At 74.4% G+C, this 16,433-nt stretch carries 12 protein-coding genes; all 12 read left to right on the top strand.

The window, feature by feature from the left end:
- The first annotated feature begins 1 nt into the window (after position 1).
- The 12 genes from ACFY5B_RS17460 to cobC are packed head-to-tail and all read left to right on the top strand — an operon-like array spanning position 2 to position 16,300.
- Complete coding sequence (locus tag ACFY5B_RS17460; RefSeq protein ID WP_389969824.1) at positions 2-1,510, top strand: cobyric acid synthase; 1,509 nt, start codon at positions 2-4, stop codon at positions 1,508-1,510.
- Positions 1,507-5,163, top strand: a complete 3,657-nt coding sequence (gene cobN / locus ACFY5B_RS17455) for a cobaltochelatase subunit CobN (RefSeq protein WP_389969822.1) — start codon at positions 1,507-1,509, stop codon at positions 5,161-5,163. Before ACFY5B_RS17460 ends, cobN begins: the two co-directional genes overlap by 4 nt.
- The gene (locus ACFY5B_RS17450) at positions 5,160-7,160 is read left to right on the top strand and encodes a putative cobaltochelatase (RefSeq protein WP_389969820.1); all 2,001 of its coding nucleotides are present in this window, start codon (positions 5,160-5,162) and stop codon (positions 7,158-7,160) included. The genes cobN and ACFY5B_RS17450 overlap by 4 nt, the downstream gene beginning before the upstream one ends.
- A complete protein-coding gene (gene cobO / locus ACFY5B_RS17445; RefSeq protein WP_161365784.1) occupies positions 7,160-7,759 on the top strand; it encodes a cob(I)yrinic acid a,c-diamide adenosyltransferase in 600 nt (199 codons plus the stop codon). The genes ACFY5B_RS17450 and cobO overlap by 1 nt, the downstream gene beginning before the upstream one ends.
- Positions 7,756-9,219 (top strand): cobyrinate a,c-diamide synthase, encoded by a 1,464-nt coding sequence (locus ACFY5B_RS17440; RefSeq protein ID WP_389969818.1) that lies wholly within the window; start codon positions 7,756-7,758, stop codon positions 9,217-9,219. Before cobO ends, ACFY5B_RS17440 begins: the two co-directional genes overlap by 4 nt.
- Positions 9,216-9,947 carry a precorrin-2 C(20)-methyltransferase gene (gene cobI, locus ACFY5B_RS17435; RefSeq protein ID WP_389969817.1) on the top strand — a complete coding sequence of 244 codons (732 nt, stop codon included), beginning with the start codon at positions 9,216-9,218 and terminating at the stop codon, positions 9,945-9,947. The genes ACFY5B_RS17440 and cobI overlap by 4 nt, the downstream gene beginning before the upstream one ends.
- Positions 9,948-10,000: 53 nt before the next feature.
- A complete protein-coding gene (gene cobM, locus ACFY5B_RS17430) occupies positions 10,001-10,819 on the top strand; it encodes a precorrin-4 C(11)-methyltransferase (protein ID WP_389969815.1) in 819 nt (272 codons plus the stop codon).
- Positions 10,816-12,054 carry a precorrin-6y C5,15-methyltransferase (decarboxylating) subunit CbiE gene (gene cbiE, locus ACFY5B_RS17425; protein WP_389969813.1) on the top strand — a complete coding sequence of 413 codons (1,239 nt, stop codon included), beginning with the start codon at positions 10,816-10,818 and terminating at the stop codon, positions 12,052-12,054. Before cobM ends, cbiE begins: the two co-directional genes overlap by 4 nt.
- Positions 12,051-13,742 carry a precorrin-3B C(17)-methyltransferase gene (gene cobJ, locus ACFY5B_RS17420; RefSeq protein WP_389969811.1) on the top strand — a complete coding sequence of 564 codons (1,692 nt, stop codon included), beginning with the start codon at positions 12,051-12,053 and terminating at the stop codon, positions 13,740-13,742. Before cbiE ends, cobJ begins: the two co-directional genes overlap by 4 nt.
- On the top strand, positions 13,739-14,326 hold the full coding sequence (locus ACFY5B_RS17415; protein WP_389969809.1) for a precorrin-8X methylmutase: 588 nt from the start codon (positions 13,739-13,741) through the stop codon (positions 14,324-14,326). The genes cobJ and ACFY5B_RS17415 overlap by 4 nt, the downstream gene beginning before the upstream one ends.
- Positions 14,323-15,255 carry a sirohydrochlorin chelatase gene (locus tag ACFY5B_RS17410; RefSeq protein WP_351626110.1) on the top strand — a complete coding sequence of 311 codons (933 nt, stop codon included), beginning with the start codon at positions 14,323-14,325 and terminating at the stop codon, positions 15,253-15,255. The genes ACFY5B_RS17415 and ACFY5B_RS17410 overlap by 4 nt, the downstream gene beginning before the upstream one ends.
- Positions 15,245-16,300: an Rv2231c family pyridoxal phosphate-dependent protein CobC gene (cobC, locus tag ACFY5B_RS17405; RefSeq protein ID WP_389969807.1), complete on the top strand. Its 1,056-nt coding sequence runs from the start codon at positions 15,245-15,247 to the stop codon at positions 16,298-16,300. Before ACFY5B_RS17410 ends, cobC begins: the two co-directional genes overlap by 11 nt.
- The last annotated feature ends 133 nt before the right edge of the window (positions 16,301-16,433 follow it).

Below are 16,433 nucleotides of genomic sequence, written 5' to 3'. Positions count from 1 at the left end.
CATGAGTGGTGGGCTTCTCGTCGCCGGTACGACCTCCGACGCCGGCAAGAGCGTCGTGACCGCCGGGATCTGCCGGTGGCTGGTGCGGCAGGGCGTCAAGGTGGCGCCCTTCAAGGCGCAGAACATGTCCCTGAACTCCTTCGTGACGACGGAGGGGGCCGAGATCGGGCGGGCGCAGGCCATGCAGGCGCAGGCCTGTCGCATCGAGCCGACCGCGCTGATGAACCCGGTGCTCCTCAAGCCCGGTGGCGAGCAGAGCAGTCAGGTCGTGCTGCTGGGCAAGCCGGTCGGGGAGATGAGCGCGCGCGGCTACCACGGCGGCCGGCAACAGCGGCTGCTCGGGACGGTGCTGGACTGCCTGGAGCAGTTGCGGGGCACGTATGACGCGGTGATCTGTGAGGGGGCCGGTTCTCCCGCCGAGATCAACCTGCGGCGGACGGACATCGTGAACATGGGGATCGCCCGGAACGCCGGGCTGCCCGTGCTCGTCGTCGGCGACATCGACCGGGGCGGGGTGTTCGCCTCGTTCTTCGGGACGGTGGCGCTGCTGTCGCCCGAGGACCAGGCGTGTGTCGCCGGTTTCCTCGTCAACAAGTTCCGCGGGGACGTCTCCCTGCTGGAGCCCGGGCTGGAGATGCTCCAGGGCCTCACGGGGCGTCATACCTACGGTGTGCTGCCGTTCCGGCACGGGCTCGGGATCGATGAAGAGGACGGACTCAGGGTCTCCCTGCGGGGGGCCGTGCGGGAGTCCGTCGTCGCCCCGCCGGTCGGTGAGGACGTGCTGCGCGTCGCGGTCTGTGCCGTGCCGCTCATGTCCAACTTCACGGACGTGGACGCGCTGGCCGCCGAACCGGGCGTCGTGGTGCGGTTCGTGGACCGGCCGGAGGAGCTGTCCGACGCCGACCTCGTCATCGTGCCCGGCACCCGCGGGACGGTACGGGCGCTGGAGTGGCTGCGGGAACGCGGGCTCGCCGAGGCCCTGGTCCGCAGGGCCGCCGAGCAGCGGCCCGTGCTCGGCATCTGCGGCGGCTTCCAGATCCTCGGCGAGCACATCGAGGACGACGTGGAGAGCCGCCGGGGCCGCGTCGACGGGCTCGGGATCCTGCCCGTGCGGGTGCGGTTCGCCCGCGAGAAGACCCTCACCCGGCCGTCCGGGGAGGCCCTCGGGGAACACGTCGAGGGCTACGAGATCCACCACGGGGTCGCCGACGTCACCGGCGGCGCTCCCTTCCTGGACGGCTGCCGGGTCGGCCAGACCTGGGGCACGCACTGGCACGGCTCACTGGAGTCGGACGGCTTCCGCCGGGCCTTCCTGCGCGAGGTGGCGGCCGCCGCGGGCCGCCGCTTCGTACCCGCGCCGGACACGTCGTTCGCCGCGCTGCGCGAGGAGCAGCTCGACCGGCTCGGCGACCTGATCGAACAGCACGCGGACACGGACGCGCTGTGGCGGCTCATCGAGTCCGGCGCGCCGCAAGGACTGCCCTTCATTCCACCGGGAGCACCCGCATGAGCACTGTGTTGTTGTTGTCGACCGCCGACACGGACCTGCTGGCGGCCCGGGCCGCCGCCGGGGCCGACTACCGGATCGGCAACCCGACCCGCGTGGACGTCCGGGAGGAGCTGCCGGCCCTGCTGGACGGGGCGTCCATCGCCGTCGTCCGGCTGCTCGGCGGCAAACGGGCCTGGGAGGACGGGCTCGCCGCGCTGAAGGCCTCCGGCATCCCGACCGTGCTGCTGGGCGGCGAGGCCGTGCCGGACGCGGAGCTGATGGCCGAGTCGTCCGTCCCGGCCGGTGTCGTCGCGGAGGCGCTGAAGTACCTCGTGGAGGGCGGGCCGGAGAACCTGACCGAACTCGCCCGGTTCCTCTCCGACACCGTGCTGCTGACGGGCGAAGGATTCGTCGAGCCGCGGAAGATGCCCGAGTACGGCGTCCACGGCGAGCGCACCCGCGTGGAGGGCCGTCCGACCGTCGGCGTGCTCTTCTACCGGGCCCACGAACTGAGCGGGAACACCGCCTTCGTCGACACCCTGTGCGACGCGATCGAGGCGCACGGTGCCAACGCGCTGCCGGTGTACTGCGGTTCGCTGCGCGGGGCGGACGCGGGGCTGTACGAGATCCTCGGGCAGGCCGACGCCGTGGTCGCCACGGTCCTCGCGGCCGGCGGCACCCACGCCTCACAGGCCTCGGCGGGCGGTGACGAGGAGGCCTGGGACATCGGCGCCCTCGCCGAACTGGACATCCCCGTGCTGCAGGGCCTGTGCCTGACGTCCTCGCGGCAGGCCTGGGCGGACTCGGACGCCGCCCTCTCCCCCATGGACGCCGCGATGCAGGTGGCCATCCCGGAGTTCGACGGACGGCTGATCACCGTGCCGTTCTCCTTCAAGGAGCAGGGTCCGGACGACGTGCCCGTGTACGTCGCCGACCCGGAGCGTGCGGGGCGCGTCGCCGGCATCGCCGTACGGCACGCGCGGCTGAAGCACAAGGAGAACGCCGAGAAGAAGCTGGCGCTGGTCTTCACCGCGTACCCGACCAAGCACTCGCGGGTCGGCAACGCGGTGGGGCTGGACACCCCGGCCTCGGCGGTGCGAGTGCTGGACGCGCTGCGGGACGCCGGGTACGTCGTCGAGGGGCACCCGGACGAGGGTGACGAGCTGATCCACCGGCTCATCAACGCCGGTGGGCACGACGTGGAGTGGCTGACGGAGGAGCAGCTGGCCGCCGCGCCCGCGCGGGTGCCGCTGGCCGACTACCGGGCCTGGTTCGAGAAGCTCGACCCGGAGCTGAAGGACGCCATGACCGAGGCGTGGGGCGAGCCGCCGGGCAGCCTCTACGTCGACGGCGACGACATCGTGCTGGCGTCCCTGCAGTTCGGGAACGTCGTCGTGATGATCCAGCCGCCGCGCGGCTTCGGCGAGAACCCGATCGCGATCTACCACGACCCGGACATGCCGCCGTCCCACCACTACATGGCGGCCTACCGGTGGCTGGAGAACAGTTTCGGCGCCGACGCGATCGTCCACATGGGCAAGCACGGCACCATGGAGTGGCTGCCCGGCAAGGGCCTCGGCCTCAGCGGCGGCTGCGCCCCGGACGCGGTCCTCGGCGACCTGCCGCTGGTCTACCCGTTCATCGTCAACGACCCGGGCGAGGGCACCCAGGCCAAGCGGCGCGGGCATGCCACGGTCGTCGACCACCTCGTGCCGCCGATGGCCCGCGCCGACACCTACGGCGACCTGGCCAAGCTGGAGCAGCTCCTCGACGAGTACGCGCTCGTCTCCGACCTGGACCCGGCGAAGGCCCCGACCGTGCGCGCCCAGATCTGGACGCTGGTCAAGGCCGCCGAGCTCCACCACGACCTGCACGTCGACGAGCAGCCGGACGACACGGAGTTCGACGAGTTCGTCATGCACATCGACGGCTATCTGTGCGAGATCAAGGACGTGCAGATCCGCGACGGACTGCACATCCTGGGCGGCGGGCCGGTCGGTGAGCCGCGCGTGAACCTCGTGCTGGCCGTGCTGCGCGCCTCGCAGGTGTGGGGCGGGCAGGCCAACGCGCTGCCGGGCCTGCGGGCGTCGCTGGCGCAGCACTTCGGGCTGGTGGAGAAGGAGCTGCTCGCCGAGCCGGGCGCCCCGGTAAAGGTGCCCGTCGAGCTGACGGACCTGGTGGACGGTCCGGCCCGCAGCGCCGCCGACGCGATCGACCTGCTGGAGCAGCTGTGCCGGCGGATCGCGGAGGGCATGGAGGAGCGCGGCTGGGCGGTCGCCGAGAGCGCGCCCCTGGTCCGGGAGGTCCTCCGCACCGAACTGCCCGACGCCGTCGCCGTGCTCGAATTCGCCTGTACCGAGGTCGTGCCCCGACTGGAGAAGACCACCGACGAGATCGGGCACATCCTGCGGGCGCTGAACGGCGGTTACGTCCCGGCGGGCCCCTCCGGTTCGCCGACTCGTGGGCTGGTCAACGTCCTGCCGACGGGCCGCAACTTCTACTCCGTCGACCCCAAGGCCATTCCGTCCCGGCTGAGCTGGGAGGTCGGGCAGTCGCTCGCGGACTCGCTGGTGCAGCGGTATCTGCAGGACACCGGCGACTATCCGAAGTCCGTCGGCCTGACGGTGTGGGGCACCTCGGCGATGCGCACCCAGGGGGACGACATCGCCGAGATTCTGGCGCTGCTGGGCTGCCGGCCGGTGTGGGACGACGCCTCGCGGCGCGTGACCGGGTTCGAGGTGGTCCCCCTGGCGGAGCTCGGCCGGCCGCGCATCGACGTGACGGTCCGCATCTCGGGCTTCTTCCGGGACGCGTTCCCGCACGTGGTGGGCCTGATCGACGACGCCGTGCGCAAGGTGGCCGAGCTGGACGAGCCGGCCGAGTCCAACTACGTCCGGGCCCACGCCGACCAGGACACCGCCGAGCACGGCGACCGCCGCCGGGCCACGGCCCGCATCTTCGGCTCCAAGCCGGGGGCCTACGGGGCCGGTCTGCTGCCGCTGATCGACGCCCGCAACTGGCGCTCCGACGCCGACCTCGCCGAGGTGTACGCGGTGTGGGGCGGCTACGCCTACGGCCGCGGGCTCGACGGGCGGGCCGCGCGCGGGGACATGGAGACGGCGTTCAAGCGGATCGCCGTCGCCGCGAAGAACGTCGACACCCGTGAGCACGACCTGGTCGACGCCGACGACTACTTCCAGTACCACGGCGGCATGGTCGCCATGGTCCGGCACCTCACGGGCGCGAGCCCCGAGGCGTACGTCGGCGACTCGGCCACCCCCGACCAGGTGAAGACCCGCACGCTCGGCGAGGAGACGCACCGCGTCTTCCGCGCCCGGGTGGTCAACCCGCGCTGGATGGCGGCCATGCGGCGCCACGGCTACAAGGGCGCCTTCGAGATGGCGGCGACCGTGGACTACCTGTTCGGGTACGACGCCACGGCCGGGGTCGTGGACGACTGGATGTACGAGAAGCTCAGCGCCGAGTACGTCTTCGACCCCGAGAACCGGGACTTCATGAAGAAGTCCAACCCCTGGGCGCTGCGCGGCATCACCGAACGGCTGCTGGAGGCCGCGGAGCGCGGACTGTGGGCCGAGCCGGACGCGGAGACGCTGGAGCGGCTGCGCGCCACCTATCTGGAACTCGAAGGCGACCTGGAGGGCGACGAGAAGTGACCACCCCCTTTCCGTTCACGGCCGTCGTCGGCCAGGACGACCTGCGGCTCGCGCTGCTGCTGAACGCCGTGTCACCGGCGGTCGGCGGTGTGCTGGTGCGCGGCGAGAAGGGCACGGCCAAGTCGACGGCCGTGCGGGCGCTCTCGGCGCTCATGCCGACGCTGGACGTCGTCTCCGGCTGCCGCTTCTCCTGCGACCCCGGCTCCCCCGACCCCGGCTGCCCGGACGGGCCGCACGAGCCGGGGGCGTTCGAGACCCGGCCCGCGCGCATGGTCGAACTGCCCGTCGGCGCCTCCGAGGACCGGCTGGTCGGCGCGCTGGACATCGAGCGGGCCCTCTCGGAGGGCGTGAAGGCCTTCGAGCCGGGCCTGCTGGCCGACGCGCACCGCGGGATCCTCTACGTCGACGAGGTCAACCTCCTCCACGACCACCTGGTCGACCTGCTGCTGGACGCGGCCGCGATGGGCGCCTCGTACGTCGAGCGCGAGGGCGTCTCGGTGCGGCACGCCGCCCGTTTCCTGCTCGTCGGCACCATGAACCCCGAGGAGGGCGAACTGCGGCCGCAGTTGCTCGACCGGTTCGGGCTGACCGTGGAGGTCGCGGCCTCCCGGGAGCCGGACCAGCGGGTGGAGGTCGTCAAGCGGCGGCTGGCCTACGACGACGACCCGGCCGCCTTCGCCGCGCGCTGGGCCGAGGAGGAAACCGCCGTACGGGCCCGGATCGTCGCCGCGCGGGAGCTGCTGCCGTCCGTGCGACTGGGCGACGGGGCGCTGCGGCAGATCGCGGCGACCTGTGCGGCCTTCGAGGTCGACGGCATGCGCGCCGACATCGTGATGGCGCGGACCGCCACCGCGCTGGCGGCCTGGGCCGGGCGCACGGACGTGCTCGCGGAGGACGTCCGGCAGGCGGCGCTGCTCACGCTGCCGCACCGGCGGCGGCGCAACCCCTTCGACGCGCCGGGTCTCGACGAGGACAAGCTCGACGAGACGCTGGAGGAGTTCGGCGGCTCGGACGACGACGACCCGGATCCGGACCCCGGCCCGGACGGGCCCGGCGGGGGCGGCGGCGGACAGCCGGAGCCCGACGACGCGCCCCAGGGCGGCGACGACGCCGCCGCCCGGCCCGAGGCCGGCGAGGACGGGCAGCCGCAGCCCTCGGGCGCCGGCGAGCAGTCGCCCGCACGCGCATCCGAGCCGTTTCGCACCAAGGTGCTGAGCGTGCCCGGGATCGGCGAGGGTGCCGCCGGGCGGCGTTCGCGGGCGCGGACCGAGCACGGGCGGACGACCGGGGCCCGGCGGCCCCGGGGCGCCCTCACCAAGCTGCACCTGGCGGCGACCGTGCAGGCGGCGGCGCCGCACCAGCGGGCGCGCGGGCGGTCCGGGCCGGGCCTGGTGGTGCGCCGGGACGATCTGCGGCAGGCCACCCGTGAGGGGCGCGAGGGCAATCTCGTCCTGTTCGTCGTGGACGCCTCCGGGTCGATGGCGGCCCGGCAGCGGATGAGCGCCGTGAAGGGCGCCGTGCTGTCACTGCTGCTGGACGCCTACCAGCGGCGCGACAAGGTGGGCCTGGTGACCTTCCGCGGCACGGGCGCGGACGTCGCGCTGCCGCCGACCTCGTCGGTGGACGCGGCGGCGGCCCGCCTGGAGACGCTGCCGACGGGCGGGCGTACGCCGCTCGCGGCGGGACTGCTGCGCGCCCATGACGTGCTGCGCGTGGAGCGGCTGCGCGATCCCGCGCGGCGGCCGCTGGTCGTGCTGGTGACGGACGGGCGCGCCACCGGTGGCCCCGAGCCGGTCGCCCTGGCCGGGCGTGCGGCGCGGCTGTTCGCGGCCGACGGGGTCGCCTCGGTCGTCGTGGACTGCGAGTCGGGGCCGGTGCGGCTCGGGCTCGCCGGACAGCTCGCCGGTGAACTGGGCGGTACGGCGGTGACATTGGACGAGCTGCGCGCGGACAGCATCGCCGGGCTCGTGAAGGACGTGCAGAGGAGGGCCGCGTAATGCCGCAGGGACAGCCGAGTGTGGTGCCGGACGACGGACTGACGACCCGGCAGCGCCGGAACCGGCCGCTGGTCGTCGTGCACACGGGCGTCGGCAAGGGCAAGTCCACCGCCGCCTTCGGGCTCGCGCTGCGGGCCTGGAACCAGGGGTGGCCGATCGGGGTGTTCCAGTTCGTCAAGTCGGCGAAGTGGAAGGTCGGCGAGGAGAACGCGCTGCGCGTGCTGGGCGCCTCCGGCGAGGGCGGGTCCGTCGACTGGCACAAGATGGGCGAGGGCTGGTCCTGGGTGCAGCGCGACGCCCAGATGGACAACGAGGAGAAGGCCCGGGAGGGCTGGGAGCAGGTCAAGCGGGACCTGGCGGCTGAGACGTACAAGCTGTACGTGCTCGACGAGTTCGCCTACCCGATGCACTGGGGGTGGGTGGACACGGACGAGGTGATCTCCGTGCTGCGGGACCGGCCCGGGACCCAGCACGTCGTCATCACCGGGCGGAACGCGCCCGGGAAGCTCGTGGACTTCGCCGACCTCGTGACCGACATGTCCAAGGTCAAGCACCCCATGGACGCGGGCCAGAAGGGCCAGAGGGGCATCGAGTGGTGAGTGCTTCCGTCCCACGGCTGGTCATCGCCGCGCCCTCGTCGGGCAGCGGCAAGACCACCGTCGCCACGGGGTTGATGGCCGCGTTCGCCGCGCGGGGGCTCGCCGTGTCCCCGCACAAGGTCGGGCCGGACTACATCGACCCCGGGTACCACGCGCTCGCGACCGGGCGGGTGGGACGGAACCTCGACGCGTACCTGTGCGGGCCCGAGCTGGTCGGGCCGCTGTTCCTGCACGGGGCTCAGGGGTGTGACATCGCCGTCATCGAGGGTGTGATGGGGCTGTACGACGGGGCCGCGGGCGAGGGTGAGCTCGCGTCCACCGCTCATGTCGCGAAGCTGCTCGGGGCGCCGGTGGTGCTGGTCGTGGACGCGTCGTCGCAGTCCCGGTCGGTGGCGGCGCTGGTGCACGGGTTCGCCTCCTGGGACCCTGAGGTGCGGGTCGGGGGCGTGATCCTGAACAAGGTCGCCTCGGACCGGCACGAGGAGCTGTTGCGGGAGGCGTTGGAGCAGGCCGGGGTGCCGGTGCTGGGGGTGTTGCGGCGGGCTGCGCAGGTGGACACGCCGTCGCGGCATCTGGGGCTGGTGCCGGTCGCCGAGCGGCACGCCGCCGCGGTGGAGGCCGTGGCGGCGATGGGGGCGCAGGTCTCCGAGGGGTGTGATCTGGACGCGTTGGCCGGGCTGGCGCGGAGTGCGGGCGCGCTGTCGGGGACGGCCTGGGATGCGGCCGAGGCCGTTTCCTCGCCCCCGCCGCCCCTACCCTTCCCGTCCTCCAGGGGCTCCGCCCCTTCGACCCCGCCGGGGGGCGGAGCCCCCTGGACCCCCGGTCGGCCTGAACGGCCTCGTCCTCAAGCGCCGGACGGGCTGGTGGTCGCTGTTGCCGGCGGGGAGGCGTTCAGCTTCTCCTACGCCGAGACCACCGAACTCCTCACCGCCGCCGGTGCCCACGTCGTCCCCTTCGATCCGTTGCGGGACGAGGAACTGCCCGAAGGGACCGCCGGGTTGGTGATCGGGGGCGGGTTCCCCGAGGTGTACGCCTCCGAGCTGTCCGCCAACGAACCTCTGCGGAAGGCCGTGGCCGCGCTCGCGGAGAGTGGTGCTCCCGTCGCCGCCGAGTGCGCCGGGCTGCTGTACCTGTGCCGGGAGCTGGACGGGCTGCCGATGTGCGGCGTGCTGGACGCCGGGGCGCGGATGACCGAGCGGCTCACGCTGGGCTACCGGGACGCCGTGGCCGTGGGCGACAGTGTGCTCGCGGCGGCCGGGACGCGGTTGCGGGGGCACGAGTTCCACCGGACCGTCGTGGAGCCCGGCTCGGGGGCGGAGCCCGCCTGGGGGGTCCGCGGGCCCCGGCCGCGGGTCGAAGGTTTTGTACAGCGCGGTGTGCACGCGAGCTATCTGCACACGCACTGGGCGTCCGAGCCCGGTGTCGCCCGTCGGTTCGTGGAGAGGTGCCGGACGTCATGAGCAGCAGGCTGGTCGGAGTCGGGGTGGGCCCCGGGGATCCGGAACTGGTGACCGTCAAGGGCGTGAACGCCCTGCGGGAGGCGGACGTCGTCGTCGTGCCCGTGATGGACACCATGGAGCGCGGCCGGGCCGAGGCGACCGTGTTGCACTACGTGCCCGAGGAGAAGGTCGTCCGGGTCGTGTTCGCGCTGAACGAGCGCAGCGACCGGGGGCGGCGCGAGGCCGCCTGGGACGCGGCCGGCGAGCGGGTCGCCGAGCTGCTGCGGCGGCACCCGTCGGTGGCCTTCGCGACCATCGGGGACCCCAACGTGTACTCGACGTTCACCTACCTCGCGCAGACCATCGCCGAACTCTTGCCGGGAACCGTCGTCGAGACCGTGCCCGGTATCACCGCCATGCAGGACCTCGCCGCCCGGTCGGGTGCCGTGCTGACCGAGGGGACCGAGCCGCTCACGCTCGTGCCCGTCACCGCCGGGTCGGCCGTGCTGAAGGACGCCCTGGCCGGGCCCGGGACGGTGGTCGCCTACAAGTTCGGGCGGCAGGCGCACGAGGTCGCCGAGGCGCTGCGGGAGACCGGACGGCTCGCCGACGCCGTGTGGGGATCGGCGCTGGGCCTCCCGGAGGAGTCCGTGCGCCCGGCCGCCGAGCTCGACGAGACGCCCCTGCCCTACCTGTCGACGCTCATCGCACCCGCCCGGCGCGAGGGCGGCCGGGGCGGCAAGCTCTGACCCGCCCGTCCGGCATCACCCCCCTTCACCCCCTGTACGAGAGGACCCATCCCATGGCCGACGCCCCCGCCGGCAAAGTGACCTTCGTCGGTGCCGGCCCCGGCGCCGCCGACCTGCTGACGTTCCGTGCCGCGCGCGCCATCGCCGAGGCCGACGTCGTGATCTGGGCGGCCAGCCTGGTCCAGGAGGAGGTCCTCGAACACGCCCGTGAGGACGCGGAGATCCTCGACTCGGCGACCATGTCCCTGGAGGACGTCGTCGCCGTGTACGAGCGGGCCCGCGGCGAGGGGCTCAAGGTCGCCCGTATCCACTCCGGTGACCCGGCCCTGTGGGGCGGTACGCAGGAGCAGGTCGACCGGTGCGCCGAGATGGGCATCGCGACCGAGATCGTGCCCGGGGTGTCCTCCTTCTCGGCCGTCGCGGCGCTCGCCCAGCGCGAGCTGACCATCCCGGAGGTCGCGCAGTCGGTCGTGCTGACCCGGCTCGGCGGCGGCAAGACGCCGATGCCGCCCGGCGAGGAGGTCCGGGAGTTCGCCAAGCACGGCACCACCATGGCGGTGTTCCTCTCCGCCGCCCGCAGCGGACAGCTCGTGCGGGAGCTGCTGGAGGGCGGCTACCCGACGACGACGCCGGTCCTGGTGGCGTACCAGGCGACCTGGCCGGAGGAGCTGGTCGTGAAGTGCACGATCGGCACGCTGGAGGAGACGGTCAAGGAGCACAAGCTCTGGAAGCACACCCTGTTCCTGGTCGGCCCGGCGCTCGACGCGCACGGCACGCGCTCGCACCTGTACCACCCGGGTCACTTCCACGGGTACCGCAAGGCGGACCCGGAGGCCCGGCGGGCGCTGCGGGAGCGGGGGGCGAGTACGTGATCACGGTGGTCGGCACGGGGACGGGGGCGGCGCCTTCCGACGACGTCCTCGCCGGTGCCGAGCTGGTGGTGGGCGGGCGGCGGCATCTCGACGCCGTACGGCTGCCGGAGACGGCGGAGCGGGTCGTGCTGGGACCCCTCGCGCCGGCCCTGGACACCATCGGCGAGTACATCGCGAAGGACCGTCCCGTTCTGGTGCTGGCCTCCGGCGACCCCGGGTTCTTCGGGATCGTGCGGGTGCTGGCCGAGCGATTCGGGACGGAGCGGCTGGACGTGCGGCCCGGAGTGTCGTCGGTCGCCGCCGCGTTCGCCCGGATCGGGCTGCCGTGGGACGACGCCGTGGTGGTGAGCGCCCACGGGCGGGAGCTGCGGACGGCCGTCAACGTGTGCCGGGCGCAGGCGAAGACGGCCGTGCTGACCGGTCCGGGCGCGGGTCCCGCGGAGCTGGGTGCCGCGTTGCGGGAGGCGGCGCGGGTGCTGGTCGTCGCCTCCGGGCTCGGCTCGGACGCGGAGCGCGTGGAGCGGGTGACGCCCGCCGAGGCCGCGGCACGGGACTGGGGTACCGGGGTGAACGTGGTGCTGTGCCTGGACGAGGCGCGGGCGCTCGGGCCGGTTCGGACGGTCGCGGGGCCCGGGGAGCAGCCCGCTGGCTGGGCCCTGGAGGAGGCGGAGTTCGCCCACCGCGACTCGATGATCACCAAGTTCGAGGTGCGGGCGCTGGCCCTGGCCCGGCTGGGGCCGCGCCCGGGCGACCTGGTGTGGGACGTGGGCGCGGGCTCGGGGTCCGTCGCCGTGGAGTGCGCGCGGCTCGGTGCGGCCGTGACCGCCGTGGAGAAGACCGCGGACGGGGTCGAGCGGGTCCGTGCCAACGCCGCAGCGCACGGTGTGGACGTGCGGGTGGTGCGGGGCGCGGCGCCGGAGGCGCTGGTGGAGCTCGCCGAGACCCCGGACGCCGTGTTCGTGGGGGGCGGCGGGCGCGAACTGCCCGCGATCGTCGCCGCGTGCGCGCGCCGCGCCCGGCGCACCGTGGTCGTCGCCATGGCCGCGCTCGACCGCGTACCGGCCGCGCGCGAGGCCCTGACGAGCGCCGGTTTCACCTGCGACGGCGTGCTCCTGCAGTCGTCGCGGCTCGCGCCGCTGCCCGGGGACGTGACCCGGCTCGCGGCGACCAACCCCGTTTTCCTGCTGTGGGGCGTCCGGCCCCCGGCAGCTGTCGAAGAAGGAGTCGCCCAGTGATCGGCCTCATTTCCGCCACCGCGGCGGGAGCGGCTGCCCGGGACCGGCTGGCCGCCGCGTGGCCGGACCGCACCCGGGTGTACGAGGGTCCCGTCGGGGACGCCGTACGGACCGCGTTCGCGCAGTGCGAGCAACTCGTGTGCTTCCTGGCGACGGGCGCGGTGGTGCGGCTGGTGGCACCGCTGCTGTCCGGCAAGACCGAGGACCCGGGCGTGGTGTGCGTCGACGAGGGCGGGCGGTTCGCCGTGTCCCTGCTGGGCGGGCACGCGGGCGGCGCCAACGAACTGGCCCGCGAAGTGGGTGACTTGCTGGGCGCCGAGCCGGTGGTGACGACGGCCACGGACGCCGTGGACCTGGCGGGCCTGGACACCCTCGGCCTGCCCGTGGAAGGCGATGTCGCCGGGGTCTCGCGGGCGCTGCTGGACGGCGAGGCGGTGGCGCTGCGGGCCGAGGTGGCCTGGCCGCTGCCGCCGCTGCCGGTCGCGGACCAGGGGTCGTACACGATCCGGGTGACCGACCGGCTCGTCGAGGCGGCCGAGCGCGAGGTCGTGCTGCGTCCGCCGACGCTGGTCGTCGGGGTCGGGGCGTCCAAGGGCGCGCCCGTGGAGGAGGTCCTCGGACTGGTCGAGGACGCCCTGCGGGAGGCCGGGCTGTCCGTGGCGTCCGTCGCGGAGCTGGCCACCGTCGACGCCAAGGCCGAGGAGCCCGGCATCGTCGGGGCCGCGCGGCGGCTCGGGGTGCCCCTGGTGACGTACTCCGCCGAGGAGCTGGCCGGGGTCGACGTGCCCAACCCGTCCGACGCGCCGCTCGCCGCCGTCGGGACGCCGTCCGTGGCGGAGGCCGCCGCGCTCGTCGGCGGTGGCGAACTCCTCGTCCCGAAGCGGAAGTCGGCCGCGAGCCCGGCCATGGCGACCTGTGCCGTCGTACGGCGTCCGGGGCGCGGGCGGCTCGCAGTGGTCGGGCTCGGGCCGGGCGCCCGGGACCTGCTCACGCCCCGCGCGAAGGCCGAACTGCGGCGCGCTTCCGTGCTCGTCGGGCTCGACCAGTACGTCGACCAGATCCGCGATCTGCTGCGGCCCGGCACCCGGATCCTGGAGTCGGGGCTCGGGGCCGAGGAGGAGCGGGCGCGCACGGCCGTCGAGGAGGCCCGCAAGGGGCAGGCCGTCGCGCTGATCGGCAGCGGGGACGCGGGCGTCTACGCCATGGCCTCCCCGGCGCTGGCCAAGGCCTCGGACGACATCGACGTGGTCGGCGTGCCCGGCGTGACGGCGGCGCTCGCGGCCGGTGCGATCCTGGGCGCCCCGCTGGGCCACGACCACGTGTCGATCAGCCTGTCCGACCTGCACACGCCGTGGGAGGTCATCGAGCGGCGGGTGCGGGCGGCGGCCGAGGCGGACATCGTGGTCACCTTCTACAACCCCCGTTCGCGCGGCCGTGACTGGCAGCTTCCCAAGGCGCTGGGCATCCTCGCCGAGCACCGGACACCGCAGACGCCGGTTGGTGTGGTGCGCAACGCCTCGCGTCCGGACGAGTCCAGCCGGCTCACCACCCTGGGCTCCCTCGACCCGGCGACGGTCGACATGATGACGGTCGTGACCGTGGGCAACACGGCGACCCGGGACATCGCGGGGCGCATGGTGACCCCGCGCGGCTACCGCTGGCAGTCGGCGCAGGAGGGCTCCGAGTGAACCGTGTCGTCCATCCCATCGAGGTGGAGTCCTACCGGCGCATGCGCGCCCGGCTGGACACCTCGCACTTCCCGCCCCTGACCCGGGCGGTCGTGGAGCGGGTCGTCCACTCCGCCGCCGACCTCGACTACGCCGGCGACCTCGTCATGGACGAGGCCGACCTGGAGAAGGCGCACGCGGCGCTGCACGCCGGGGCGCCCGTGGTCGTGGACGTGGCGATGGTCGGCGCCGGCATCACGCGGCGCGAGACCGTCTGCCGCCTCGGGGACGCCCAGGCCGGTCCCGGGCTGACCCGGTCCGCGCACGCCATCCGGCTCGCGTACGAGCAGGTCGGCCCCGGCGCCCTCTGGGTGATCGGCAACGCGCCGACCGCGCTGGAGGAGCTGCTGACGCTCGACGCCGACCCCGCGCTCGTCATCGGACTGCCCGTCGGTTTCGTCGGAGCCGTCGAATCGAAGGCCGCGCTGCGCGAGAGCGGCCTGCCCGCCGTGAGCAACGTGTCCGAGAAGGGCGGGTCGGCGGTCGCCGCCGCCGCGCTCAACGCCCTGCTGTACCACCCCACTTCCGCCGAGGAGAAACTGTGACCACCCCGCCCGCCCTGCTCATCGCCGGCCACGGCACCCGGGACGACGCCGGAGCCGAGGCGTTCCGCGACTTCGTACGGCAGCTGGGGGCCCGGCACCCCGAACTGCCCGTCGCGGGCGGCTTCATCGAGCTGTCCCCGCCGCCGCTGGGCGAGGCCGTCACCGAACTGGTCGAGCAGGGCGTGCGGCGCTTCGCCGCCGTCCCGCTGATGCTGGTGTCCGCCGGGCACGCCAAGGGCGACATCCCGGCGGCCCTGGCCCGCGAGAAGGAGCGGCACCCGGGCATCTCGTACACCTACGGGCGTCCGCTCGGCCCGCACCCGGCGCTGCTGAACGTGCTGGAGCGGCGGCTGGACGAGGCCCTGGGGTCGGCGGGCCGCACGCCGGGTGACCGGTCCGACGTGACGGTGCTGCTGGTGGGGCGCGGCTCCACGGACCCGGACGCCAACGCCGAGGTGCACAAGGCGGCCCGGCTGCTGTGGGAAGGGCGCGGGTACGCGGGCGTCGAGACGGCGTTCGTGTCGCTGGCGGCGCCGGACGTGCCGAGCGGTCTCGACCGCTGTGTGCGGCTGGGCGCGCGGCGGATCGTGGTCCTGCCCTACTTCCTGTTCACGGGCATCCTGCCGGACCGGGTGCGGCACCAGACGGAGGGCTGGGCGGCCGCCCACCCGGAGGCCGAGGTGCTGTCGGCCGACGTCATCGGGCCGGAGCCGGAGCTGCTCGACCTGGTGTGGGAGCGGTACGAGGAGGCCGTCAAGGGCGATCTGCGGATGAACTGCGACTCGTGCGTGTACCGCATCGCGCTGCCGGGCTTCGAGGACAAGGTGGGCATGCCGCAGCAGCCGCACTTCCACCCGGACGACGACGACCACCACCACGGGCACGGTCACGGGCACCACCACCACGGCGCTCACTCGCATGCGCACTGAGAGCGGGCACGATCTGCGTCACCACGGGGACGCGGAGGTCCGTGACGACGGCCGTGCGCTCGTCGACCTGGCCGTGAACGTCCGTGCGGACACGCCGCCGGTCTGGTTGCGGGAGCACATCGCCGCGTCCCTCGGCGGGCTCGCCGCCTACCCGGACGGGCGGGCCGCGCGGGCGGCGGTGGCCGCGCGGCACGGGCTGCCGGTGGAGCGGGTGCTGCTGACGGCGGGTGCGGCGGAGGCGTTCGTGCTGCTGGCGCGGGCGCTGAAGGTGCGCCGGCCGGTCGTCGTCCACCCCCAGTTCACGGAGCCGGAGGCGGCACTGCGGGACGCGGGGCACACGGTCGGCCGGGTGCTGCTGCGGGAGGAGGACGGTTTCCGGCTGGACCCGGCGGCCGTCCCCGAGGACGCGGACCTGGTGGTCATCGGCAACCCCACGAACCCGACGTCGGTGCTGCACCCGGCGGACGCGATCGCCGCACTCGCCCGGCCCGGGCGGGTGCTGGTGGTGGACGAGGCGTTCATGGACGCCGTGCCGGGCGAGCGCGAGGCCCTGGCCGGGCGCGTCGACGTGCCCGGCCTGGTGGTGCTGCGCAGCCTGACCAAGACGTGGGGGCTGGCCGGGCTGCGGATCGGGTACGTGCTGGCGGCGCCCGAGACCGTCGAGGACCTTCAGCGGGCCCAGCCGCTGTGGCCGGTGTCGACCCCGGCGCTGGCCGCGGCCGAGGCGTGCGTGGGGCCCCGGGCGCTGGCGGAGGCGGCCCACGCGGCGCACCGCGTCGCGGCGGACCGCGAGCACCTGCTGGCGGGCCTCGCCCGCTTCGCCCCGGCCGGACTGCGGGTGGCCGGGCCCGCGCAGGGCCCGTTCGTCCTGCTCCGCCTGCCGGGGGCGTCCGCCGTCCGCCGGCGCCTGCGCGACCTCGGCTACGCCGTGCGCCGCGGGGACACCTTCCCCGGGCTGGACGGGCAGTGGCTCCGGCTGGCGGTGCGGGACCGCGGGACGACCGACGGGTTTCTGCGGGCGCTGGAGCAGGCGCTGCAGCTCTGAGGACACCTGCCGTCGCGCCCCGGGCCGCCGGGTCGGCCGCGGCGGCGGGCCAGGGCCACCGCTCCCCCGACGTGGCGAGACCCTGCGTCCATGCCGGTTGCCACGGCACACGGCGTTCCCCACCGCTCCCCCT

This window comes from Streptomyces sp. NPDC013187, assembly GCF_042899705.1.
Taxonomy (GTDB): domain Bacteria; phylum Actinomycetota; class Actinomycetes; order Streptomycetales; family Streptomycetaceae; genus Streptomyces; species Streptomyces hawaiiensis_A.
Note: the sequence above shows the minus strand (reverse complement) of the source record. Positions and strands in the feature narration are given on the sequence as shown.